Source organism: Pseudomonas sp. AC112, assembly GCF_979253545.1.
Genome location: NZ_CEEDCM010000001.1, coordinates 2,728,159 through 2,751,795, shown reverse-complemented (window position 1 = coordinate 2,751,795; position 23,637 = coordinate 2,728,159). Strand labels below are relative to the sequence as shown.

Below are 23,637 nucleotides of genomic sequence, written 5' to 3'. Positions count from 1 at the left end.
TCCTTGATCAGCTACTCTGTTTGCCTGCCCGCGACGAGCCGCCCACAAGGAAGGCCCCATGTTCGACCACCACGCCACACTCAAAAAACACTTCAGTGCCCTGCGCACCCGCGCCGAATTCTTCTCGCTGCGCTACGTACGCGAATCCGGCCAGTACCTGGCCGTACGCAAAAACGTCGCTGAACCACCGCACCTGAACCACGACGAAGGCGCCATGCTCACCGTGCGTCTCAACGGTGTGGAAGCCTACGCGGCGACCAACGACATTTCCCTGCCTGGCCTGCAAGCCGCCCTTGAGCGCGCCGAACAGCAAGCCCGGTTGATCAAGCCCCACGCCCTGCTCGACCTGCGCGACCAGCATGTCTCCAGCGATGTGGCGGACTACCTGTCCCCCGCACTCAATCAGCCATTCCCGTCCCTGAGCGACTGCTACCAATTGCTGGGCGACGAATCCGCCGCGGTGCCCAAGGACGAGCGCCTGGTGAGCTGGGAAGTCAGCCTCGGCCTGACCCATGTCGAGCAGATCTATCTCAACAACGCCGGCGCCGAGTTGCGCCAGGCCCAGCGCTTCGTGTTCCCCGGCGTCAATGTCACGGCCTACGATGGCAACGACAGCCAGAGCCGCACCCTGGGCGGCAGCAACTTTGGCCAGCAAGGCGGCTTTGATGTGATCAGCCGCTTCGGCCTGGTCGGCGCAGCGCCACGCATTGCCGACGAAGCCCTGCAACTGCTGCTCGCGCCCAACACCCCCAATGGCCCGCGCGACCTGTTGCTGATGCCTGACCAGATGATCCTGCAGATCCACGAATCCATCGGCCACCCGCTGGAGCTGGACCGCATCCTGGGTGACGAGCGCAATTACGCCGGCACCAGTTTTGTGAAGGCCAGCGACTTCGGCCATCTGCACTATGGCTCCAAGTTGCTTAACGTGACGTTCGACCCGGACATCCCAGAGCAACTCGCCAGCTACAGCCATGACGACGACGGCACGCCCGCCAGCAAGCAGTTCCTGATCCGCGAAGGGTTGCTGCTCAAACCGCTGGGCGGTGCGCTGTCGCAATTCCGTTCGGGTATGAGCGGCGTGGCCAATAGCCGGGCCAGCAGTTGGAACCGTGCGCCCATCGACCGCATGGCCAACCTGAACATCGAAGCGGGCGACAAGAGCCTGGCACAACTGATCGGCGGTATTGAAAGCGGCATCCTGATGTCGACCAACCGCTCATGGTCCATCGACGACGCGCGCAACAAATTCCAGTTCGGCTGCGAATGGGGTCAATTGATCGAGAACGGCGAGCTCAAAGGTGTGGTGAAGAACCCTAACTACCGCGCCATTTCTGCCAACTTCTGGCGCAACCTCAGCGCGGTCGGTGACGCCAGCACCTTCAAGGTCCTGGGCACGCCGAACTGCGGCAAAGGCGAACCCAACCAGGTGATTCGCGTCGGCCATGCGTCGCCGGCCTGCGTATTCAGTGATGTCGACGTATTTGGGGGAGACGCCTGATGAACAACTTCAAGGCATTGGTGGAGTGGCTCAAACACGCCATCACCGAGAATGAACAATTCCACCTCGGCTATGCGGATGAAGCGTCCGAATTCGTGCGCTTCAATCACGCCAAGGTGCGCCAGGCGGGCCAGGTGCAACAGGCCAGCCTCAACCTGAAACTGATCAATGATGGCCGCCACGCCGACCTCGGCATCACCCTTGCCGGCGAGCCCGCGCTGGACCGCCAGCGTTTGGCCGATGGCCTGCAACAGTTGCGCGAAACCCTGCCGCTGCTGCCACAAGACCCGTACCTGCTGCTGAACCACAACGCCTGGCAAAGCAACAACGAACAAACCCGCCCGCTGCCGGAACTGGCCCAGGTATTGGAAGACATCAGCCGGGCCGCCCAAGGCGTGGACCTGGTCGGCTTTTATGCGGCCGGCCCCATCAGCCGGGGCTTTGCCAGTTCATCGGGCGCCTTCGGCTGGCACCAGGCCAATAGCTTCAACTTCGACTTCAGTCTGTTCCACGCCAATGGCGAAGCGGTAAAGGCCAGCTACGCCGGGCACACTTGGGACAGCGCCGAGTTTGCCGCGCGCTTCCAACAGGCCCGCGAGCAGCTTGAATTCCTCGGCCGTCCACTGCACAAGCTGGCCCCCGGACACTATCGCGCCTACCTCGCCCCGGCGGCGATTGAAGAAATCATCAGCATCATCACCTGGGGCGGGTTTTCCGCCCAGGCCATCGCCAGCAAGGGCAGTTCGCTGCAAAAGCTGTATGCCGGTGAACAGTCCCTGAGCCCGCTGGTGACAGTAGCGGAACAGATCAGCGGCTCCCTGAGCCAGGCGTTTTCCACCGAAGGTTACCCGCGCGGCGACGTCACGCTGATCAAGGCGGGGCAAGCCGACGGCCAATTGATCAACTCGCGCAGCGCGGCTGAATATGGTTTGAGCACTAACGGCGCAAGCAGCGATGAATCGCCCAGCGCCTTGCAAATGGCGGCGGGCAGCCTGGCCCAGGCCGATATCCTCAAGCAGTTGGGCACCGGGCTGTACATCAGCAACCTGTGGTACCTGAACTACTCCGACCTGCCGGCGGCGCGCCTGACCGGCATGACGCGCTTTGCCACCTTCTGGGTGGAGGATGGCGAGATCAAGGCGCCGGTCAGCACCATGCGCTTTGATGACAGCGTCTACAACCTGCTCGGCGCGCAGTTGGAAGCCCTGACCGCTGATCGGGAGCTGCTGCTGTCCGCCAGCACCTACAGCCAGCGCAACACCGCCTCCAACCTGCTGCCAGGGGCCTTGGTCAAACGCCTGACCTTAACCTTGTAAATACAAAACCCTTGTGGGAGCGGGCTTGCTCGCGAAGGCGGCGTATCAGTCAACTTATCCGGTGGCTGGCGCTCCGCCTTCGCGAGCAAGCCCGCTCCCAAACTGTCTTGCGGTTACTTCCGACACCTCGACTCAATCCTTCCTACCGTCAAATCCCATCTCACGCTTGCTCCAGCGTGCTCAGTTGTCGCGCTTAAAAAACCTCGTTATAAGGGTTAGTGGCATCCCGCCACCCTCACCCACGAGAGCACGACCTTGCCCGGGAAGGGCAAGCTGGAGCGTTGACATGAACCATGGAAGTTTTGTCATTGAAAAGCTGTTCAAGCACTACAACGTTCATGTTGAGCAGCTGGGAAACGATTCGGAAAAAAAGACCGTCCTGATGGTCAACGGTGCGCTGTCCACCACACGCTCCTTCGCCCGCACCAGCAAATGCCTGGCCGAGCACTTCAATGTGTTGCTGTTCGACCTGCCGTTCTCCGGCTATTCCCGCGAACACAACACTGACCTCGACCTGGTGACCAAGGACGACGAGGTGCAAATGCTGCGCGCCCTGGTCGAGCGCTTCCAGGTCAACCATCTGGTGTCGGCCTCCTGGGGAGGCATCTCCACGTTGCTGACCCTGGCGCACAACCCACCCTCCATCGAAAGCTCAGTGGTGATGGCCCTCGCGCCCAACCTCAACCAAGCCATGCTCGACTATGTGGAACGCGTGCGCGTATTGATCGAGGCCGATGACAAGTCTGCCGTCGGCCACTTGCTCAATGAAACCGTGGGCAAGTATTTGTCGCCCCGGCTCAAGCGCAACAACCACCGGCACCTGTCGACCATGGCCACCACCGAATACCGCCAGGCGCGTTTTCATATCCACCAAGTGTTGGCCTTGGGCGATGGCAACTACCTGCCGGCACTGCGGCAGATTGAAACGCCGGTGCACTTCCTCAACGGCGCCCTGGACGAATACACCCCCGCCGCCGAGGCGCAGTTGTTCAAGCAATACGTGGGGCGCAGCAGTTTTGCTGTGGCTGAACATACTGGCCACTTGCTCGACCTTGAATCCAACGAAGCCGCCGTGGCGGTGCACCGTGAACTGCTGGATTTCCTGGTGGGAAAACGCGCGACGAATGGCGCATAATCGCCAACACATAGCCTGCTAACCAAAAAGGGTTTCCATGCCGAACCGCGTCCCGCTCGATGCCAAGACCGCCCGCTGGCTCCCCTGGGTGGTCGCGATAGCCTTCTTCATGCAGTCGCTGGACGGGACGATCCTCAACACGGCATTGCCGGCCATGGCCCGGGACCTCGCGGAAAACCCGCTGCGCATGCAAGGGGTGGTGATCGCCTACATGCTCACCGTCGCCTTGCTGATCCCGGCGTCGGGCTGGATCGCCGACCGCTTCGGCACCAAGAAAATCTTCTTTGGCGCAATCATGCTGTTCAGCATTGGCTCACTGCTGTGCGCGCTGTCCAGCAGCTTGACCATGTTGGTGGGCGCTCGGGTGATCCAAGGCCTGGGCGGTGCGCTGATGCTGCCGGTCGGGCGGCTAGTGGTGCTGCGCGCGTATCCGCGCTCCGAACTGGTGCGCATCATGGGCTTCATCACCATCCCCGGCCTGCTTGGCCCATTGCTCGGCCCGACCATGGGCGGCTGGATGGTGCAATACCTGACCTGGCACTGGATCTTCCTGATCAACCTGCCGGTGGGCATGGTCGGTTGTTATGCCGTGTGGAAACTGATCCCCGACCTGCGCGGCAGCGAACGCACGCGCTTTGATGGCATCGGCTTTCTATTGTTTGGCGCGGCGATGGTGCTGATCACCATCGCCATGGAAGGCCTGGGCGAACTACACCTGCCACACCTGCGGGTGATGTTGCTGCTGTTCGGCGGGCTGGCGTGCCTGGCGGCGTACTGGCTGCGCGCCGGGCACATCGACAACCCACTGTTCTCGCCGGTGCTGTTCAAGACCCGCACCTTTGCCGTGGGCATTCTCGGCAACCTGTTCGCGCGGCTGGGCAGCGGCGCCTTGCCGTTCCTGGTACCGCTGCTGTTGCAGGTAGCGCTGGGTTACTCGCCGTCCGAAGCGGGCATGAGCATGTTGCCCCTGGCAGCGGCGGCGATGTTTGCCAAATCCATCGCCCGCACGCTGATCGAACGCCTCGGCTACCGCGTCGTGCTCACCGGCAACACCCTGGCGCTGGGCATCATGCTCGCCAGCATGGGCCTGGTCAGCGAGCATACGCCCTACCCGCTGCTGTTGTGCATGCTGGCAGTACTGGGGGCGATCAACTCCCTGCAATTCACGGCAATGAACACCGTCACCCTGATCGACCTCGACGACGCCCAGGCCAGCAGCGGCAACAGTTTGCTGTCGGTGGTGGCGCAGTTGTCCCTCAGCCTGGGCGTGGCCTGTGCCGGTGCATTGCTCGGCGGTTTTACTGCCGAAACCGGCAATGACGGTGTGGAAAGCGTCCTCGGCGCGTTCCAACTGACCTTCCTCACGGTAGGCATCATGGCGATGCTGGCGGCGGCGATCTTCTTGCAATTGTCGCCAACCGACGGCAAACGGGTGGTCAGCCGCGAGCACGATATCGAGCATTAACAGGCTTCTCGTCTAGAACTTGCGGGGAAATTCCCACGAGACTGGTACACTGCGCGACATTTTGTTTTGCAGAGCCAGTCCCGTGACTACCATCGCCACCGCTTTTAATACTTTGCCCCTGTCCGCCGCCATGCTGGCTAACCTCGACTCGCTGGGTTATGTCGAGATGACGCAGATCCAGGCGCAAAGCTTGCCGGTGATCCTCAAAGGGCTGGACCTGATTGCCCAGGCCAAGACCGGCAGCGGCAAGACCGCTGCATTCGGCATCGGCCTGTTGAACCCGATCAACCCGCGCTACTTCGGCTGCCAGGCCCTGGTGATGTGCCCGACCCGTGAGCTGGCTGACCAGGTCGCCAAGGAAATCCGTCGCCTGGCCCGTGCCGAAGACAACATCAAGGTACTGACCCTGTGCGGCGGCGTGTCCCTCGGCCCGCAGATCGCCTCCCTGGAACACGGCGCCCACGTCATCGTCGGCACCCCAGGCCGTATCCAGCAGCACCTGCGCAAAGGTTCGCTGGTGCTGGACGGGCTCAACACGCTGATCCTCGACGAAGCCGACCGCATGCTCGACATGGGCTTCTACGACGCCATCGAAGACATCATCAGCAAGACCCCGCCACGCCGCCAGACCCTGCTGTTCTCGGCCACTTACCCGGTGAGCATCAAGCAGCTTGCTTCCAAATTCATGCGCGCGCCGCAGCAGGTGAAGGCCGAAGCCTTCCACTCCGATGACCAGATCGAGCAGCGTTTCTACGAGATCTCGCCGGAAGAGCGCATGGACGCGGTGACCAAGGTCCTGGCGCATTTCCGCCCGGCCTCCTGCGTGGCCTTCTGCTTTACCAAGCAGCAAGTGCAGGAAACCGTGGATCACCTGACGTCCAAAGGCATCTCCGCCGTCGGCCTGCATGGCGACCTGGAACAGCGCGACCGAGACCAGGTGTTGGCGATGTTTGCCAACCGCAGTACGTCGGTGCTGGTCGCTACCGACGTGGCCGCCCGTGGTTTGGACATTGATTCGCTGGACATGGTGATCAACGTCGAACTGGCCCGCGACTCGGAAATCCACATCCACCGCGTCGGCCGTACCGGTCGCGCCGGTGAGACCGGGATTGCCATCAGCCTGGTCGCCCCGTCCGAAGCGCACCGCGCCCAGGCCATTGAGCAACTGCAGAAGTCGCCGCTGAACTGGGACCAACTGGACAACCTCAAGCCGCAAAGCGGTGGTCCGTTGCTGCCACAGATGAGCACCCTGTGCATCGCTGCCGGGCGTAAAGATAAAGTCCGCCCGGGTGACATCCTCGGCGCACTGACTGGTGACGCCGGCATTCCCGGTGCCCAGGTCGGCAAGATCGCGATCTTTGACTTCCAGGCTTTCGTGGCCGTGGAGCGCGGGATCGCCAAACAGGCGTTGCAGCGCTTGAACGACGGCAAGATCAAGGGCCGTTCGTTGCGCGTGCGCATCCTGTAACACTCTGCGATCCAATGTGTGTGTGTGGCTTGCTGTGGTGAGCGGGCTTGCCCCGCGCTGGGTTGCGAAGCAGCCCCAAAATCTTGGGAGCGCTACGCACTCCAGCGCGGGGCAAGCCCGCTCACCACAACAGCCCTCTCCCACATTCAATTGCATTTCATATCAAGTTTTTGTGAGGACAAAGCTGTGCGCTCGACCGAAGTTGTGATCATTGGCGCCGGCGCCGCAGGCTTGATGTGTGCACTGACCGCTGCCGGGCGTGGGCGCAAGGTGATGTTGATCGACCATGCCAACAAGGCCGGCAAGAAGATCCTGATGTCCGGCGGTGGCCGCTGCAACTTCACCAATATGTACACCGAGCCGGCCAACTTCCTCTCGCATAACGAACACTTCTGCAAATCCGCCCTGGCGCGCTACACCCAGTGGGATTTCATCGGCCTGGTAGCCAAGCACGGCGTGCCCTACCACGAGAAAAAACTCGGCCAGCTGTTCTGCGATAACAAGTCCAGCGACATCCTGGGCATGCTGCTCGATGAGTGCATCCAGGTCGGTGTGAGCCTGAACCTGGACACGTCGGTCCAGGAGATTGCCAGGCTGGAAGCCGGGTATCAGCTGCAAACCACCTTGGGTGAACTGCGCTGCGAATCCTTGGTGATCGCCACGGGCGGCTTGTCGATTCCGACCCTGGGCGCCACCGGTTTTGGTTATCAGGTGGCCAAGCAATTCGGCCACGAATTGCTGCCGACGCGCGCCGGGCTGGTACCGTTCACCATCACCGATCAGCTCAAGGACTTGTGCGGCGAGTTGTCGGGCACGTCGGTGGATTGCCTGGTCAGCTGCAACGGCCAGAGCTTTCGCGAGAACATCCTGTTTACCCACCGCGGCCTGAGCGGGCCGGCGGTTTTGCAGATTTCCTCGTACTGGGAACCGGGCGACACGGTGGAGATCAACCTGCTACCCGACCACGACGCCCACAGCTGGCTGCAACAGCAACAGGCCGAGCGCCCCAACAGCGAGCTGAAAACCCTGCTGGGCGAGATCTTCACCAAGAAGATGGCCAACCTGCTGGCAGACAGCTGGTTCGTGTCCAAGCCGATGAAGCAGTACACCCACGCTGAAATTGCCGACATCGCGCAGAAACTCGGCAGTTGGCAATTGGTGCCGGCGGGCACCGAGGGCTATCGCACCGCCGAGGTGACCCTGGGTGGGGTGGACACGCGGGAGGTGTCCTCCAAGACCATGGAATCGCTGAAAAGCCCCGGCCTGTACTTTATCGGTGAAGTACTGGATGTGACCGGTCACCTGGGCGGCTTCAACTTCCAGTGGGCGTGGGCGTCCGGCTATGCCGCCGCGCAATACGCCTGACAAAAGGCTGTACTCGGTCAAAATGTGGGAGCTGGCTTGCTTGCGATAGCGGGGGTGAATTCATCGCCGCCATCGCAGGCAAGCCAGCTCCCACTTTCGTTTCGGGGTGGCACTCAAAAATATGCAATGAGATGTGATTGCCACGCTTGCCGTGACGTCACTGATGGCTCAATTTAACGGCATCGTCCCGGAAGACTCCAGACTTCATGTCATCGACCTCGTTCAAGCAGTCCATGCGGCGCCTGTGGGCGCTGGATAAATTCAGCTACAGCATTCGGGTATTCATCGCCCTCACCGGCAGCATGGCGCTGTGCTGGTATCAGGATGAAATGACGCTGCTGATCCCGTTGTTCCTGGGGATTATCGCCAGTGCCCTGGCCGAGACCGATGACAGTTGGCAAGGCCGGCTCAACGCCCTGGCGGTGACGCTGGTGTGTTTCAGCATCGCCGCGCTGTCGGTGGAGCTGCTGTTCCCTTACCCGTGGATCTTCGCGATCTCCCTGGCCCTGGCCACCTTCTGCCTGACCATGCTCGGCGCCTTGGGCGAACGTTATGGCGCGATTGCATCCGCGACGCTGATCCTGTCGGTGTACACCATGATCGGCGTGGACCAGCGTGGCGGCGCCGTTTCCGACTTCTGGCACGAACCGCTGCTGCTGGTGGCCGGTGCCGCCTGGTACGGCGCACTGTCGGTGCTGTGGCAGGCGCTGTTTTCCAACCAGCCGGTGCAACAGAGCCTGGCACGGTTGTTTCGCGAGCTGGGGCGTTACCTCAAGCTCAAGTCGTCGCTGTTCGAACCGATCCGCCAACTGGATGTGGAAGCACGACGCCTGGAACTGGCCCAGCAGAACGGCCGCGTGGTGGCAGCGCTGAATGCGGCGAAGGAAATCATCCTGCACCGTGTAGGCAATGGTCGTCCCGGTTCGAAAGTCAGCCGCTACCTGAAGCTGTACTTCCTGGCCCAGGACATCCACGAACGCGCCAGCTCGTCCCACTACCCCTACAACGCCCTGGCCGAGGCCTTCTTCCACAGCGACGTGCTGTTCCGCTGCCAACGGCTGCTGCGCCAGCAGGGCAAGGCCTGCCAGACCCTGGCCGAATCGATCCAGATGCGCCAGCCATTCATCTATGACGACAGCTTCGCCGAAGCCTTGGGTGACCTGAACGCCTCCCTGGAACACCTGCGCATCCAGAGCAACCCGGCCTGGCGCGGCCTGCTGCGCTCGTTGCGCGCGCTGGCGGCCAACCTGTCCACGCTGGACCGCCTGCTCGGCGACGCCAGCAACCCCGACAGCCTGGCGGACGCCACTGACAGCAACCTGCTGGACCGCGCCCCGCGCAACCTCAAGGAAATGTGGACGCGCCTGCGCACGCAGATGACGCCCACCTCGTTGCTGTTCCGCCATGCGCTGCGCCTGTCCCTGGCGCTGACCGTGGGCTACGGCATGCTGCATGCGATCCATGCGTCCCAGGGCTACTGGATCATCCTCACCACGCTGTTCGTGTGCCAACCGAACTACGGTGCCACTCGACGCAAGCTCGGCCAGCGGATCATCGGCACCGCCATCGGCCTTACCGTGGCCTGGGCGCTGTTCGACCTGTTCCCGAGCCCCTTGGTGCAGTCGATGTTCGCTATCGCCGCCGGCCTGGTGTTCTTTATCAACCGCACCACCCGCTACACCCTGGCCACCGCCGCCATCACCTTGATGGTGCTGTTCTGCTTCAACCAGGTCGGCGATGGCTACGGACTGTTCCTGCCGCGCTTGTTCGATACCTTGCTCGGCAGCTTGATTGCAGGCCTGGCGGTGTTCCTGTTCCTGCCCGACTGGCAGGGCCGTCGCCTGAACAAAGTGCTGGCCAATACCCTGAGCTGCAACAGCATTTACCTGCGCCAGATCATGCAGCAATACGCCGCCGGCAAGAGCGACGACCTGGCCTACCGCCTGGCCCGACGCAACGCACACAACGCCGATGCGGCGCTGTCCACCACGCTGGCGAACATGCTGATGGAGCCGGGGCACTTCCGTAAGGAAGCAGACGTGGGCTTCCGCTTCTTGGTGCTGTCGCACACCTTGCTCAGTTATTTGTCCGGGCTGGGCGCACACCGCGAGACCCAATTGCCAGCCGAAGTGCGCGAGCACCTGATCGATGGCGCCGGAAATACCCTGGCGGCGAGCATCGATGAAATCGCCACGGGGTTGGCCAACAAGCAGCCGGTTGCGATTCAGAGCGATGCCGAGGAAGCGCTGGCGGCGGACCTGGAGCAGATGCCGGACGAGATCGATGAGGGGCAACGGTTGGTGCAGACACAGTTGGCGTTGATTTGTCGGCAGTTGGGGCCGTTGCGTACGCTGGCGGCGCACTTGATCAAGGACACCAGCGCGGCTTAGGCCGTTATCGCCGGCAAGCCGGCACCTACAGGGGAACGCATTCCAATGGTAGGAGCCGGCTTGCCGGCGATAGGGCCCTCAAGCGCACTACATCCCATGCTGCTTCATCAACCGCGCATAACTGCCATCCGCCTTCATCTTCGCAATCTCCCGGTCAAAGCTGGCAACAATCTGCGCGTGCTCGGGGTTCTTCAGGCTTACCAGGATATGCAGGCTATTTTCACTCAACGGCGTGGGTAAAAACTCCACCGCGTTGCGCACGCGGGCCGACTCGCGCGAGAGGTAATAGCGCGCCACATACTCATCTTCCACGGTCAGCCGCACGCGCTGCGCCGCCAGCATGCGCACGGCCATGGCGAAGTTATGCACCGGCACCTTCTGCAACTGCGCATCCCCATCGAACGCCGCCGAATAGGCATACCCGCGCACCACGGCGATGGGGTAGTCGTGCAATTGCCCGAGGTTCTGGTACTCGATGGGATCGTCGCGACGCTTGAGAAAGCGCACGCGGTTGAGCAGGTATTCGCCAGAGAACTGCCCCAACTGGGTGCGGGCATCGTCGTACCAGGCGTTGACCAGCACGTCATAACGTCCGTCGCCCACGCCCATCAGTGCCCGGGCCCAGGGCACCTGTTCGAAATCACTGGCGTAACCGGCGCGGGCCAGGGCCGTGCTGACGATGTCGGTGGCCAGCCCGCCGTTGATCAGGGTCGCATCGGTAAAGGGTGGCCAGGCGTCCGCTACCAGGCGCAAACGCTGTGCGAATGCCGGCTGGGCCAGCAGCAACACTCCAATCAAAGCAACGGCACGAGTCAATCGCGGCATGCTCAAAGTCCTTGGCAGGCAGGCGGTGGCCTTGGCTCAGGCGGGGCCCGAGGTCCTAACAGTAGCTCAGATTACACAAAGAAACCGGCGCCGAACGCACTCAATGATGGCAAATTGATTTCACTCACAAAAATAGCTGATTTAGACAGCGCCGCCGGCTGCGCTTACTATCGGGAACAGACATTTATAAGAGAACACGCCATGACAGTTGAATGGGTCTGCAAACATCACAATGACCTCGGCAAGGAACAGCTCTACGCCATCCTGCGCTTGCGCAACGAGGTGTTTGTCGTTGAGCAGAAATGCGTCTACCAGGATCTCGACGGGCAGGACCTGGAAGGCGACACCCATCACCTGATGGCCTGGCAGGACGACCAGTTGGTCGCTTACCTGCGCCTGCTGGACCCAGAGTCACAGGGCGGTGATGTGGTGATCGGCCGGGTGATTGTAGCGCCGGTTGCGCGCGGCACCGGGCTGGGGCATCGGATGATGGAAGAAACCCTCAAGCAGATTGCCGAAATCTGGCCGCAGACGCCGATATTCCTGTCAGCCCAGGCGCATTTGCAGGGGTACTACGGGCGGTATGGGTTTGTAGTGGCGGGTGAGGAATACCTTGAGGATGATATTCCGCACATCGGCATGCGCCGCGACTGAGGGTCTCGCCGCAGGCAAGCCCCACATTCAACCGGGTATACCTATGGAAATGCGGTCGAATGTGTGTGGGCTTGCTCGCGAAGGCATCAGGCGATTCACCACCTCCCTTCATGGGTAGCCCAACACCTGCTTGATCTGACCCAGATTCAGCTCGATCCACCGCCGATCAATCGCTCCCCAACTGCGAATCCGATAACACCCGGCATGGTTGCGGGCGCCGTCTTCCTGCTCGAACTCGCAGACGATATCCAAGTCGGCCAAGGCCGCAATCGTATCCTGGGCCGTACGCCGGGGCATGCCCGTCACCTCAGTCAACGCCGGCACACTGCTGGCCTGGCCGCTGTCGATCAGGTAGGCCACGTACAGGCGGCGGTAAAAGCTGCTCTTGGTCTTGCTCACATCCATGGTCGGTCGCCTTGTGCGGTCAGGGTTTGCCCTGCAGGTCGCGGTACGTGAGGTAGACCCGCAGGTCGAATTCCACCTGATGGTAGCCCGGCATCATGTACTCACAGAGTTTGTAGAATGCCTTGTTGTGGTCCGACTCCTTGAAGTGCGCCAGTTCGTGTACCACGATCATGCGCAGGAACTCCGGCGCCGCCTCCTTGAACAGTGCGGCAATGCGGATCTCTTTCTTGGACTTCAGGTTGCCGCCCTGCACCCGCGAGATCGTGGTGTGCAGGCCGAGGGCGCGATGGGTCAGGTCCAGGCGATTATCGAACAGCACCTTGTCGATCGCCGGCGCGTTGCGCAGGTGTTCCTGCTTCAAGGCCAGGGCGTAGGCATACAGGGCCTTGTCGCTTTGCACGGCGTGGCGTTCGGGGTATCGCTGTTCCAGGTAGGCACCCAACTGGTCCTTGGCGATCAGCTGGCGCACTTGCTCCTGGAGGGCGGCGGGATAGGCCTGGAGGTATTTCAGCGCGGTCATGGGGTCTGCAACAGGGCTTGGATGGCCGCCAGTGTAGCGAATTCAGCGCACGCGAGCGCGGCACCAGTGCGCTACTTCCTCGGCCATCAGCGGCTCTGACGCCAGCGGGCCCTGAATGAACGGGCAACCATTGGCCTTGAGCCACTGGGCTTGCTCCTGGGTCTCCACGCCCTCGGCGACGACCACCACATCAAAATGCCCGCACAGCTCGATGATGCTGCGCGCCATCACTGCATCCCGCGCGGAGCCCGGCAGGCGTGCGACCAATTGCGGGTCGAGCTTGAGCGTATCGAACGCCAGGTCGCGCAGATGCGCCAGGGAACAATTGCCCAGGCCAAAGTCATCCAGGGCGGTGCGCACGCCAATCTGGCGCAATAACCTGAGCTGCTTGGTCGACTCTTCCAGGTTGTTCATCAGGCTGTCTTCACTGATCTCCACCTCCAACTGGTGCCCCTGTAGCCCATGTCGCTCAAGCACCTGCTGCAGCTGGGTGGCCAGGTTGGGCATGTTGAACTGGTTGCTGCTCAGGCTCACGCTCAGCACCAGCTCATCATCGAAGGCGGCTTGCCACGCCTGGCGCTGGGCGCCGACTTGTTGATAGATCCACGTGCTCAGTTGGCTGATCAACCGCGCTTCTTCCAGCAACGGTAGGAACAGCCCCGGCGGTACATCGCCAACACTCGGGTGCTGCCAGCGCAGCAGCGCTTCGACGCCACGCACGCGCCCGTCCTCCAGGGCCACCTGAGGCTGGTAGACCAGGGTGAAATCCTTGTTTTGAATCGCCGTGCGCACGCTGTCTTCGAGCATCAGTCGCGAACGGGCGCGGCCGTTCATTTCCTGATCGTAATAGCGATATTGCTGACGGCCCGCACGCTTGGCTTCGTACATGGCGATGTCAGCCGCGCGCAGCAGGCCGTTCAGGTCCGAGCCGCAGTCCGGGAAGGTGGCGATGCCAATGCTGACGCCGAGCATCACGTCCAGGCCGTCCACCTGTTGGCAGATCGACACGCGTTCGATCAGTTTTTCCGCAATCTTCGCCGCCTGCTCGGGGAACTCCAGCTCCAGCAGCGCGGTGAATTCATCGCCGCCCATGCGCCCAAGAATGTCGTAGGACCGCAGGCAACCCTGTAATTGTTCAGAGACCCAACGCAGTACCCGGTCGCCGGCGTCATGGCCGAGGGAATCATTGACCCGCTTGAAACCGTCGAGGTCCAGGTAGAGCAACACCAGCGATTGCTCCAGCCGTTCGCTGCGCAGCAGGGTGTTCTCCACCGCCTGATAAAACCCGCGTCGGTTGAGCAACCCGGTCAATGGGTCGGTGACGGCCTGGAACTCCAGTTGCTGGTGCAGGTGGCGCACCTCGGACATATCCAGCACCGTCACCACCATCGCCTTCTGCTCAGCCGGCAACGGCGCACAGGACAACGCCACCGGCACCTGCTGGCCGCGGCCGGTGCGCAGGATCGCATCGTGCAGGCGCCAGGTCTCACTCTGGCGGTAAGCGCTGTGCATCTGCGATTCGAGCCACGTGGGCACATGGGGTTTTTGCAGGAAGCTCAAGAACTCTTGGCCTTGCAGCTCATCCATCTTCGCATTCAGCAGGCGTGAGATCGCCGGGTTGGCGTACTCGATCACGCCCTCCTCGCTGACCACCAGGATGCCTTCGGCGGCGTTGTCCAACACCGACGCATTAAAGGCGCGCGCAGACTCCAGGTCATGGCTCAGGCGCTGCAAGGCCCGGCGGTTGCGCTGGTGCTCCAGCAACGCCTGGACCTTGGGCTTGAGGATATGCGGGTCGAAGGGCTTGAACAGGTAATCGATGGCGCCGCTGGCGTAGCCTTCCAGCACGGCGGCGGGTGATTGGGCGTTGGCGCTGAGGAAGATGATCGGCGTCATGCGGGTGCGCTGGCTGCCACGCATCAGGCGGGCGACTTCAAAGCCGTCCATGCCGGGCATCTTCACATCCAGCAGTACCAGGTCGACTTCGTGCTGCAGCAGCAATTCGAGTGCTTCCAGGCCGGAACCTGCGGTGATCACCTGCCAGTCTTCCCGCTGCAAAAGTGCGCGCATGCTGAGCAGGTTTTCCGGGTAGTCATCGACCACCAAAAGAACCGAATCGCCATCGCCGTGGTGTGGAGCGCAATCCATGCTACGTCTCTTCCTTAAGGAGCTGCTCCGGTCACTTCTGAGATAAACCCGGATAAACGCTGAGGCCTCACTCTATCCCCGGTTCCAAAAAATCAGAAGTAATGGCGGTGCCATCATTGCGCCAATTTTCAGTAAGCCGACTAACGGTAAGTGCCTGAAGCCCACGGATCATGGGAAACATGGCTTTTTGACATTCCCTTGACGCCAATAAGTTGCCAGCAAACATTTAACAAGATGGTTAACACCACCTATAAAGAACCTGTCTGGCCCAAGGGCCATAGCCTACACCCCTCTGTAAAAAGGCCTACGCCATGATCGACCTATCTACCTGGAACCTCAGCATCCCGGTCGGCTCCCCGCCCGCCACCATCGACACCCCGAAGCTGATGAATGGCTTCAAAGACCAATATTTCCAGGCCGAAGGCAGCAACGTGCAATTCTGGACCCCCGTCACCGGCACCCGTACCGAAAATGCCGTGTACCCCCGCAGTGAACTGCGTGAGACCTACGCCGATGGGCGTTTACGCAACTGGACCTATTCGGATGCGGACAACTTTCTACGCGCCACCCTGCAAGTGAATCAGGTGCCGTCCACCGGCAAAATCGTGATTGGGCAGATCCATGCCTATGACAGCCAGAAGCCGCTGATCAAGCTGGAATATCAATTCAAGGAAAAGACCCAGACCGGCAATATTGTCGCCAAGGTACGCATGCGACCGGATGACGGCGAAGGGCGGGTGATCACCGTAGCCTCGAATGTGCCGCTGGAAAAAAGCTTTACCTACGTGATCAACCTCAATAAAGCCGGGTTGCTGAGCGTGTATGCCGCGGATGGAGAATGGAATGAGCGCATTGGTGCGGCGTGGGGCGCCAAGCCGTTGTACTTCAAGGCGGGGGCATATGTGCAGGACAACAGCGGGGACAGCAAGGAAGGCGCGCGGGTGACGTTTGCCAAGTTGGATATTGATCACGACTGAGCACGGGCTTATTTCGTGTAGGCCACGTCCGATGACGTCGATGGATCAATCGCGCATCAATACCTGTCTCAAACACCCCGATCCCCTGTAGGAGCCCGGCTTGCCGGCGATAGCGATGGCTCAGCCAACGGTTTCGGCGACTGACACACCGCCACTGTAGGAGCCGGCAAGTAGCCGATAATTCAAACAGTTTTTGTCCACTTTCTTTCACATTTCAGCTGACCAAATGATGAGTAAAAAGCCCGCATCACTGCGGGCTTTTCATACGTTAGCTTATGCAACTTATCAAAAATAATACTTCGAAACATTAGTCACACGCCTATAACAGGGTCATCCCACAAAGGGCGCTCGTTTAAATACAAAACCTTAACTACGCTGCCCTGACCTAAACGCCCAGCCGCCAGGAATTGGCTCAAGAGTAAAAATCGCACTTGATTGTACAGGGAATTGATCCTCTGGCACGCCGAAGACCATATAGGTATCAGAGCCTGGACCATTGTGTGAGCCTGTTGTTTGAAGACTGGCATAGGGAGCCGACCCTTGACCTGGGAGCTCCGCGAAACCATATCCTTGAACAGTTGCACTTATTACTTTAGCCATGACCGTATTCTCCGCAATTGAACTGAAAAAACCTGTGTAGCGCTAACATAAAACACCTAAATCCAATCATTTTCTACTGTCAGAAATAACAGGTACATCTCATTAAGTTCAAACCTGCACTCGCCTTTTCCTAACAGAATCAACACTTATGAAAAAAACACTATAAAAAAGCACGGTTATAAAAAATTCAACCCATCGACACTTAGGAAACAGCTCACGTACATTGAGATAAACTGCGCTTATAAAATTCTCCTCACGCCGGCTTTTTTATAACAGGCGGCGCTTATTTCAACTTGGCGCTTGCTAATTTCGTCTGGATATAAACCCAAAAAAATACATAGCAAGCAAATATAGAGACCTGTCAACATTGACAGTTGTTTCACCCGCAAACAAAACAGCAAGCCGTTAACACCTTCCAAGCAGAGGCAGCCGGGCTCGTACACGGTTTAAGTCAGCCACAAAAAAGCCCGCATCGCTGCGGGCTTCTCTTTAAACGACTGAGGCTTAGTTCACCTTAGCGTTCAACTCACCTTTCAGGTAACGCTGATACATCGCTTCCAACGAGATCGGCTTGATCTTCGAAGCATTACCGGCAGTACCGAAGGCCTCGTAACGCGCGATACAAACATCACGCATCGCGGTCACGGTGGCGCCGAAGAACTTACGCGGGTCGAACTCGCTTGGGTTGGTGGCCATCAGGCGACGCATGGCGCCGGTGGACGCCAAACGCAGGTCAGTGTCGATGTTGACCTTGCGCACGCCGTACTTGATGCCTTCGACGATTTCTTCAACCGGTACGCCGTAGGTTTCTTTGATGTCGCCGCCGTACTGGTTGATGATCGCCAGCCACTCTTGCGGGACCGAGGAAGAACCGTGCATCACCAGGTGGGTGTTGGGGATGCGCTTGTGGATTTCCTTGATGCGGTCGATGGCCAGCACGTCGCCGGTTGGCGGCTTGGTGAACTTGTAGGCGCCGTGGCTGGTGCCGATGGCGATGGCCAGGGCGTCGACTTGGGTCTTCTTCACGAAGTCAGCGGCTTCTTCCGGGTCGGTCAGCATCTGGCTGTGATCCAGCACGCCTTCGGCGCCGATGCCGTCTTCTTCGCCAGCCATGCCGGTTTCCAGGGAACCCAGGCAGCCCAGCTCGCCTTCAACCGATACGCCGCAGGCGTGCGCCATGGCCACGGTTTGTTGGGTGACGCGTACGTTGTACTCGTAGTCGGTCGGGGTCTTGCCGTCTTCGCCGAGGGAACCGTCCATCATCACCGAGCTGAAGCCCAGTTGGATGGAGCGCTGGCACACGTCAGGGCTGGTGCCGTGGTCCTGGTGCATGCACACCGGGATGTGCGGGAATTCTTCGATTGCGGCGAGTATCAAGTGACGCAGGAACGGGGCGCCAGCGTATTTGCGCGCACCGGCCGAAGCCTGGACGATCACGGGGGAGTCGGTCTTGTCAGCGGCTTCCATGATGGCGCGCATCTGCTCAAGGTTGTTGACGTTAAAGGCTGGGACGCCGTAGCCGAATTCGGCTGCGTGGTCCAGCATTTGACGCATGCTGATAAGTGCCATTGTGTTGTCTCTCCCGGTCGAGGGTCGTTAATCGTGCAAGCCTGCCGTAGCGGCGGCTGCTATTCAAGTTATTGCAGACCAGGCTTTACACACCTGGCTTGCTGAATCGTTATTGCTGTCAGGCTTACTGCGCTTTGCAGCCACGCCCGATCAAATCATCGGTGGCGACCCAGTAAACCAGGCCTTCCTCACCTTTTGTGTGAAACGCCAATTGGCCGTCGCTGTACAGCACGCCCGAGGCGGCAACGTCCTGCTTGAGGCGGTAAACCTGGTCGGAACCGCCCAAACGGACATCCACCTCGGATTTGGCCTGATTAGCAAAGCGCCAGTTCACCTCAGCCTTGCTGTCGCAGGTCCAGGTGGTCCACTTGTCGGCAGTTTCTGCCTTGTTGCTGAACATGTTCATGCTGCTGCAGCCGGCCAACAGGGCCAGGGCTGCCAGGGCGAAAACGCCTTTCATTGCCAATCCTCGTGAGGCGACCGACGGCCGCCAGTTGATCAGACCCGTCAAGGGCAACCCTGTTCCTGACCGTTGGGCGCGGCGTCGTATTTCTCCAGCCGTTCGTTGCCGATGCGCTTGTTGATCACCGGCATGGTCTCGGCTTGCCAGTCCGCCTGGTAGCAGCTCTTTTTCTGCTGTGCCGCAGGCTTGCCAGCGTCCGGCTCTGCGTTTGGCGTGCTGCCGCAGCCGGCCAACAGGCCCGCTGCGATCACCATTGCCAACGACTTGATCATGGGAACACTCCTTTTCCGGATCACGAGCCTCAGCCTTTGGCTCGGGTTTCCAGCACTTCAACGGCCGGCAGTACTTTGCCTTCGACGAATTCAAGGAACGCGCCGCCACCGGTAGAAATGTAGGAGATTTGGTCAGCAACGCCATATTTATCGATAGCTGCCAGGGTGTCGCCACCGCCAGCGATGGAGAAGGCCGAGCTTTCTGCGATGGCCTTGGCCAGCACTTTGGTGCCGTTACCGAACTGGTCGAATTCGAACACACCCACTGGACCGTTCCACAGGATGGTCTGCGAGGCTTTCAGCAGTTCGGCGAAGTTGGCTGCGGTTTGTGGGCCGATGTCCAAGATCATGTCGTCGGCGGCCACATCAGCGATCAGCTTGACGGTGGCTTCGGCGCTTTCGGCAAATTCCTTGGCGACCACAACGTCGACTGGTAATGGCACGCTGACTTTGGCGGCGATGGCACGGGCCGTGTCGAGCAGGTCCGGCTCGTACAGGGACTTGCCCACCGGATGACCGGCTGCGGCCAGGAAGGTGTTGGCAATGCCGCCGCCGACGATCAGCTGGTTGCAGATCTGGCTCAAGCTGTTGAGTACGTCCAGCTTGGTGGACACCTTGGAACCGGCGACGATGGCAGCCATCGGTTGCGCCGGCGCGCCCAGGGCCTTGCCCAGCGCGTCCAACTCAGCGGCCAGCAGCGGGCCAGCGGCAGCAACCTTGGCGAACTTGGCCACGCCATGGGTGGAGCCTTCGGCGCGGTGAGCGGTGCCAAATGCGTCCATCACGAACACGTCGCACAGCGCAGCGTATTGCTGGGCCAGTTCGTCGCTGTTCTTTTTCTCGCCCTTGTTGAAGCGTACGTTTTCGAACAACACGATGTCGCCAGCTTTGACGTCCACACCGCCCAGGTAATCAGCCACCAGCGGCACGTCGCGGCCCAGGGCCTTGCTGAGGTAATCGGCGACAGGCTTGAGGCTGTTTTCGGCGGAGAACTCACCTTCGGTCGGACGACCCAGGTGGGAGCAGACCATCACGGCCGCGCCTTTTTCCAGGGCCAGCTTGATGGTCGGCAGCGAGGCCAGGATTCGCGCATCGCTGGTGACAACACCGTCCTTGACTGGGACGTTGAGGTCTTCGCGGATCAGTACGCACTTACCTTGCAGATCGAGGTCGGTCATCTTCAACACGGTCATGGGTCGCAGTTCCTGAATTACTGTTGAGGTTGTTTAGAGGCGATGTGCAGATAATGTTCCGCAACATCCAGCATTCGGTTGGCAAAGCCCCATTCGTTGTCGAACCAGGCCAGGATATTCACCAGCCTCGGGCCGGAAACGCGGGTCTGGCTGGCATCGACAATCGCCGAATGCGGGTCATGGTTGAAATCGCAACTGGCGTGGGGCAACTCGGTGTAGGCCAGCAGACCTTTGAGCGGGCCGCTGGTGGCGGCATCGCGCAGGATCCGGTTGACCTCCGTCGCATCAGTGTCACTGACGGTCTGCATGGTGATGTCCAGGCAGGACACGTTCACCGTCGGCACCCGTACGGCTTTGGCCTGGATTCGCCCGGCAAGTTCCGGCAACAGTCGCTCGATACCGCGCGCCAGGCCCGTGGACACCGGAATCACTGACTGGAACGCCGAACGCGTACGGCGCAGGTCTTCGTGGTGATAGGCGTCGATCACCGGCTGGTCGTTCATCGCCGAGTGAATCGTGGTGATCGACACATAATCCAGGCCAATCGCCTGATCCAGCAGGCGCAAGAGCGGCACGCTGCAGTTGGTGGTGCAGGACGCGTTGGACACCAGCAGCTCATCGCCAGTCAGGCAATCCTGGTTAATGCCATAGACGATGGTGGCGTCGACATCCGCCTCGCTGGCCATCGGCTGGGAAAACAGCACACGCGGTGCGCCGGCGTCGAGGAAACGCTGGCCGTCGGCACGGGTGTGATAGACACCGGAACACTCCAGCACCAGGTCGACGCCCAGTGCTTTCCAGTCGATGCCTTCGGGGGTGGCACTGCGCAAGACCTGCACGCAGTTGCCATTAATATGCAGACAATCGCCCTCAACCCGTACTTCGCCGGGGAAGCGACCGTGGGTGGAGTCAAAGCGTGTCAGGTATTCGATGCTGGCCATGTCGGCCAGATCATTGATCGCAACAATTTCAAACCCGGCCGCCGCCCCTCGCTCGAACAGCGCACGCAAGACGCAACGACCAATGCGGCCGTAGCCGTTGAGTGCAACTTTGTAGGGACGGGGTTGGGGCATGGGGTTCTCGATTACCATTGGGTAATGGGGTGGCTGCTAGACCGCTTTCGCGAGCAAGCCCGCTCCCACATTTTGACCGCATTCTCATGCTGGAACTCGGTCAAGTGTGGGAGCGGGCTTGCTCGCGAAGAGGCCAGTCCAGCCACCCCAATTTACAGCCTTAGTCTTCCAGCAGCTCTTCAGCCTGACCCAGGATGTTTTCCAGGGTGAAACCGAACTCTTCGAACAACGCTGGCGCCGGCGCCGACTCACCGTAGGTGGTCATGCCGATCACGCGGCCTTCCAGGCCCACGTACTTGTACCAGTAGTCGGCGTGCGCCGCTTCGATGGCGATACGTGCGCTGACCTGCAACGGCAGCACCGATTGCTTGTAGCCAGCGTCCTGGGCTTCGAACACGCTGGTGCACGGCATGGACACAACACGTACGTTGCGGCCTTGCGCGGTCAGCTTGTCATAGGCTTGAACGGTCAGGCCCACTTCGGAACCGGTGGAGATCAGGATCAGCTCCGGCTCGCCGATGCAGTCCTTGAGCACGTAGCCACCACGGCTGATGTCGGCGATCTGTGCGTCGGTACGCACTTGGTGCTGCAGGTTCTGACGCGAGAAGATCAGCGCCGAAGGGCCGTCCTTGCGCTCGATGGCGTGCTTCCAGGCCACGGCGGATTCCACCGCGTCGGCTGGACGCCAGCAATCCAGGTTCGGCGTGGTACGCAGGCTGGTCAGTTGTTCGACCGGCTGGTGCGTCGGGCCGTCTTCGCCCAGGCCGATGGAGTCGTGGGTGTAGACATGGATAACACGCTTCTTCATCAGCGCAGCCATGCGTACGGCGTTGCGGGCGTACTCCATGAACATCAGGAAGGTCGCGCCGTAAGGCACCAGGCCGCCGTGCAGGGACACGCCGTTCATGATGGCGCTCATGCCGAACTCACGCACGCCGTAGTACATGTAGTTGCCGCTGGCGTCTTCAGCCGAGACACCTTTGCAGCCTTTCCACAGGGTCAGGTTGGAACCGGCCAGGTCAGCCGAGCCGCCAAGGATCTCAGGCAGCAGCGGGCCGAAGGCGTTCAAGGTGTTCTGGCTGGCTTTACGGCTGGCGATGGTCTCACCCTTGGCCGCGACTTCGGCGATGTAGGCCGAGGCTTTTTCCGAGAAGTCGGCAGGCAGGTCACCGGCCAGGCGACGGACCAGCTCATTGGCCAGCTCCGGGAATTCAGCGGAGTAGGCCGCGAAACGCTGGTCCCACTCGGCTTCGGTGGCCAGGCCTTTTTCCTTGGCATCCCATTCGGCGTAGATGTCGGCCGGGATTTCGAACGGGCCGTGGTTCCACTTCAGGGCTTCACGGGTCAGGGCGATTTCCGCGTCACCCAGTGGGGCGCCGTGGCAGTCTTCTTTGCCCTGCTTGTTCGGCGAACCGAAACCGATGGTGGTCTTGCAGCAGATCAGGGTCGGCTGTGCGCTCTTGCGGGCGGTGTCGATGGCGGTCTTGATCTCTTCCGGATCGTGGCCGTCGACGTTGCGGATCACCTGCCAGTTGTAGGCTTCGAAACGCTTAGGGGTGTCATCGGTGAACCAGCCTTCGACTTCACCGTCGATGGAGATGCCGTTGTCATCGTAGAACGCGATCAGCTTGCCCAGGCCCAGGGTGCCGGCCAGGGAAGCGACTTCGTGGGAAATGCCTTCCATCATGCAGCCATCACCCAGGAACACATAGGTGTGGTGATCGACGATGTCGTGGCCAGGGCGGTTGAACTGCGCGCCCAGGACTTTTTCAGCCAGCGCGAAGCCAACGGCGTTGGCCAGGCCTTGACCCAGGGGACCGGTGGTGGTCTCGACGCCTGGGGTATAGCCGAATTCCGGGTGGCCCGGGGTGCGGCTGTGCAGTTGACGGAAGCTCTTGAGGTCGTCGATGGTGACATCGTAGCCGGTCAGGTGCAGCAGCGAGTAGATCAGCATCGAGCCATGGCCGTTGGACAGCACGAAGCGGTCACGGTCGGCGAACGAGGGGTTGCTCGGGTTGTGTTTCAGGTAGTCACGCCACAGGACCTCGGCGATATCCGCCATGCCCATGGGGGCACCGGGATGGCCGCTGTTGGCTTTTTGCACGGCATCCATGCTGAGGGCACGAATGGCGTTGGCACGCTCACGACGGCTGGGCATCGCTGATCTCCTGAGGTTTGAATATAAAAGAAACGGAAAAAAGGACCGGCATTTTCCCTCAGCCACCGCCTGCGGGCAATGACAGATAGTCACTTGAAGGTGTTTTTCCTGTGCTTTGGGCGGCAATCGCCTGCAGAAAC

At 60.6% G+C, this 23,637-nt stretch carries 19 protein-coding genes; 9 read left to right on the top strand and 10 right to left on the bottom strand.

Features of this window, described 5'->3' with window-relative positions; translation table 11 throughout:
- The first annotated feature begins 58 nt into the window (after positions 1-58).
- From AC0IYN_RS12705 to yccS, 7 genes are all read left to right on the top strand, one after another.
- Complete coding sequence (locus tag AC0IYN_RS12705) at positions 59-1,501, top strand: TldD/PmbA family protein (protein WP_457240390.1); 1,443 nt, start codon at positions 59-61, stop codon at positions 1,499-1,501.
- Positions 1,501-2,817, top strand: coding sequence for a TldD/PmbA family protein (locus AC0IYN_RS12700; protein ID WP_471841638.1), 1,317 nt, complete (start codon positions 1,501-1,503; stop codon positions 2,815-2,817). The genes AC0IYN_RS12705 and AC0IYN_RS12700 overlap by 1 nt, the downstream gene beginning before the upstream one ends.
- A 286-nt stretch (positions 2,818-3,103) precedes the next feature.
- Entirely contained in the window at positions 3,104-3,952 is an 849-nt protein-coding gene (locus AC0IYN_RS12695; protein WP_457240537.1) for an alpha/beta fold hydrolase, read from the top strand.
- Between the two features lie 37 nt (positions 3,953-3,989).
- Positions 3,990-5,417: a multidrug transporter subunit MdtD gene (mdtD, locus tag AC0IYN_RS12690; RefSeq protein WP_078050508.1), complete on the top strand. Its 1,428-nt coding sequence runs from the start codon at positions 3,990-3,992 to the stop codon at positions 5,415-5,417.
- A gap of 130 nt (positions 5,418-5,547) precedes the next feature.
- The gene (dbpA, locus tag AC0IYN_RS12685; protein WP_231999012.1) at positions 5,548-6,885 is read left to right on the top strand and encodes an ATP-dependent RNA helicase DbpA; all 1,338 of its coding nucleotides are present in this window, start codon (positions 5,548-5,550) and stop codon (positions 6,883-6,885) included.
- A 186-nt stretch (positions 6,886-7,071) separates the two neighbouring features.
- Positions 7,072-8,250 carry a BaiN/RdsA family NAD(P)/FAD-dependent oxidoreductase gene (locus tag AC0IYN_RS12680; RefSeq protein ID WP_471841636.1) on the top strand — a complete coding sequence of 393 codons (1,179 nt, stop codon included), beginning with the start codon at positions 7,072-7,074 and terminating at the stop codon, positions 8,248-8,250.
- A gap of 206 nt (positions 8,251-8,456) precedes the next feature.
- Entirely contained in the window at positions 8,457-10,640 is a 2,184-nt protein-coding gene (gene yccS, locus AC0IYN_RS12675) for a YccS family putative transporter (RefSeq protein WP_078050510.1), read from the top strand.
- Between the two features lie 87 nt (positions 10,641-10,727).
- Here yccS and AC0IYN_RS12670 read toward each other — a convergent pair whose 3' ends face one another.
- The gene (locus tag AC0IYN_RS12670) at positions 10,728-11,465 is read right to left on the bottom strand and encodes a substrate-binding periplasmic protein (RefSeq protein ID WP_471841633.1); all 738 of its coding nucleotides are present in this window, start codon (positions 11,463-11,465) and stop codon (positions 10,728-10,730) included.
- A gap of 201 nt (positions 11,466-11,666) precedes the next feature.
- Here AC0IYN_RS12670 and AC0IYN_RS12665 point away from each other — a divergent pair, with 201 nt between their 5' ends.
- Complete coding sequence (locus AC0IYN_RS12665; protein ID WP_099493089.1) at positions 11,667-12,119, top strand: GNAT family N-acetyltransferase; 453 nt, start codon at positions 11,667-11,669, stop codon at positions 12,117-12,119.
- Positions 12,120-12,227: 108 nt separating this feature from the next.
- Here the strand turns inward: AC0IYN_RS12665 and AC0IYN_RS12660 are convergent, their stop codons facing one another.
- Genes AC0IYN_RS12660 through AC0IYN_RS12650 form a run of 3 tightly spaced genes read right to left on the bottom strand, consistent with a single transcriptional unit; the run spans position 12,228 to position 15,192 of the window.
- Complete coding sequence (locus tag AC0IYN_RS12660; RefSeq protein WP_406596650.1) at positions 12,228-12,524, bottom strand: winged helix-turn-helix domain-containing protein; 297 nt, start codon at positions 12,522-12,524, stop codon at positions 12,228-12,230.
- Positions 12,525-12,543: 19 nt separating this feature from the next.
- Positions 12,544-13,044, bottom strand: coding sequence for a M48 metallopeptidase family protein (locus AC0IYN_RS12655; RefSeq protein WP_010207148.1), 501 nt, complete (start codon positions 13,042-13,044; stop codon positions 12,544-12,546).
- Between the two features lie 42 nt (positions 13,045-13,086).
- A complete protein-coding gene (locus AC0IYN_RS12650; protein ID WP_406596649.1) occupies positions 13,087-15,192 on the bottom strand; it encodes a putative bifunctional diguanylate cyclase/phosphodiesterase in 2,106 nt (701 codons plus the stop codon).
- A 311-nt stretch (positions 15,193-15,503) separates the two neighbouring features.
- Here AC0IYN_RS12650 and AC0IYN_RS12645 point away from each other — a divergent pair, with 311 nt between their 5' ends.
- Positions 15,504-16,169 (top strand): polysaccharide lyase family 7 protein, encoded by a 666-nt coding sequence (locus AC0IYN_RS12645; protein ID WP_078050516.1) that lies wholly within the window; start codon positions 15,504-15,506, stop codon positions 16,167-16,169.
- Between the two features lie 1,104 nt (positions 16,170-17,273).
- Here AC0IYN_RS12645 and fba read toward each other — a convergent pair.
- The 6 genes from fba to tkt form a co-directional block, all read right to left on the bottom strand.
- Positions 17,274-18,338 carry a class II fructose-bisphosphate aldolase gene (fba, locus tag AC0IYN_RS12640; RefSeq protein ID WP_003177554.1) on the bottom strand — a complete coding sequence of 355 codons (1,065 nt, stop codon included), beginning with the start codon at positions 18,336-18,338 and terminating at the stop codon, positions 17,274-17,276.
- 124 nt (positions 18,339-18,462) lie between these two features.
- On the bottom strand, positions 18,463-18,798 hold the full coding sequence (locus AC0IYN_RS12635; RefSeq protein ID WP_016977756.1) for an MliC family protein: 336 nt from the start codon (positions 18,796-18,798) through the stop codon (positions 18,463-18,465).
- A 47-nt stretch (positions 18,799-18,845) separates the two neighbouring features.
- Positions 18,846-19,073 carry a hypothetical protein gene (locus AC0IYN_RS12630; protein WP_016977755.1) on the bottom strand — a complete coding sequence of 76 codons (228 nt, stop codon included), beginning with the start codon at positions 19,071-19,073 and terminating at the stop codon, positions 18,846-18,848.
- A 29-nt stretch (positions 19,074-19,102) separates the two neighbouring features.
- Positions 19,103-20,266 carry a phosphoglycerate kinase gene (locus tag AC0IYN_RS12625; RefSeq protein WP_471841629.1) on the bottom strand — a complete coding sequence of 388 codons (1,164 nt, stop codon included), beginning with the start codon at positions 20,264-20,266 and terminating at the stop codon, positions 19,103-19,105.
- A 17-nt stretch (positions 20,267-20,283) separates the two neighbouring features.
- Positions 20,284-21,339: an erythrose-4-phosphate dehydrogenase gene (epd, locus tag AC0IYN_RS12620; RefSeq protein WP_016977753.1), complete on the bottom strand. Its 1,056-nt coding sequence runs from the start codon at positions 21,337-21,339 to the stop codon at positions 20,284-20,286.
- A 160-nt stretch (positions 21,340-21,499) separates the two neighbouring features.
- Positions 21,500-23,497 carry a transketolase gene (gene tkt / locus AC0IYN_RS12615; RefSeq protein ID WP_028618256.1) on the bottom strand — a complete coding sequence of 666 codons (1,998 nt, stop codon included), beginning with the start codon at positions 23,495-23,497 and terminating at the stop codon, positions 21,500-21,502.
- Positions 23,498-23,637: the final 140 nt, after the last annotated feature.